The sequence below is a fragment of the Arcobacter caeni genome (genome assembly GCF_003063245.1).
In the GTDB taxonomy this organism is placed as follows: Bacteria; Campylobacterota; Campylobacteria; order Campylobacterales; family Arcobacteraceae; genus Aliarcobacter; species Aliarcobacter caeni.
Genome location: NZ_MUXE01000049.1, coordinates 1 through 608, shown reverse-complemented (window position 1 = coordinate 608; position 608 = coordinate 1). Strand labels below are relative to the sequence as shown.

The window sequence follows — 608 nt, the reverse complement described above, 5'->3', positions numbered from 1 at the left end:
GAAAAAATCACTATAATAGCCCCTAACATGGTCAATCTATCTGGGATATCATTAAAAATAATCCACCCTAATAAAGTTGCACTTATTATCTATATATACTGAAAAGAGGCTAGTAAACTTGCATTTGCATAATATAAGGCATTTGAAATCAACAACTGACTTACTATAGTAACTACAGCTAAAAGAAAAACCAACCACCATAAAGAGTGGTCTATTTTATTAAAAGATAAAACCTCTAAATCAAAAGGCTGAGCTATTAAAAAAAGTATAGAAGTAAAAACTGAAGCTATAATTCCTATCCAAAACTGCATGGTTAAAACATCTTTTATATCTTTTGATACTCGTATTGTCATAAGATAAAGAGCATAAAAAATTGCTGCAAGAATAGGCAGTATTGCAGCTGTTCCATAAGCTGACCAATTAGGTCTTATAATAATCATTGTCCCAAGTAGCCCAACAAATAATACAATAAGTAAAGCTCTTGTAACTTTCTCTTTTAAAAAGACTATTGATAAAACAGTTAAAACTAAAGGTTCTATAAAAAATAGTGCAATATTATTTGCTAAAGGCAAATACATCAAGCCCCAAAAGAGTAAAAACATACAAGA

General features: G+C 29.6%; 1 protein-coding gene. It reads right to left on the bottom strand.

Going from position 1 to position 608, the window contains the following annotated elements; all coding sequences use genetic code 11:
- Positions 1–89: 89 nt before the first annotated feature.
- On the bottom strand, positions 90–608 hold a 519-nt coding region (locus B0174_RS12075; protein ID WP_133174805.1), incomplete at its 5' end, for a DMT family transporter.